The organism is Deinococcus pimensis DSM 21231 (genome assembly GCF_000519345.1).
Lineage (GTDB): Bacteria > Deinococcota > Deinococci > Deinococcales > Deinococcaceae > Deinococcus_A > Deinococcus_A pimensis.
Genome location: NZ_KI912637.1, coordinates 24,167 through 24,369, shown reverse-complemented (window position 1 = coordinate 24,369; position 203 = coordinate 24,167). Strand labels below are relative to the sequence as shown.

Genomic DNA, 203 nt, shown 5'->3' with positions numbered 1-203 from the left:
GCGGGATGAGCGTCGAGAAGGTCACGGTGCCCTTCGGCGTGATCGGCATGATCTACGAGTCGCGCCCGAACGTCACGGTGGACGCGGCGGCGCTGTGCCTCAAGGCGGGCAGCGCCGTCGTGCTGCGCGGCAGTTCCAGCGCGCTGGGCACGAACCGCGTGCTGGTGCGCGCCATGCGCGCGGGCCTGCGCGACGCGGGCCTT

The 203-nt window shown here is 72.9% G+C and carries 1 pseudogene; it reads left to right on the top strand.

Going from position 1 to position 203, the window contains the following annotated elements:
* Positions 1 to 203: pseudogene (gene proA / locus DEIPI_RS39315) on the top strand (glutamate-5-semialdehyde dehydrogenase); the annotation flags it as partial.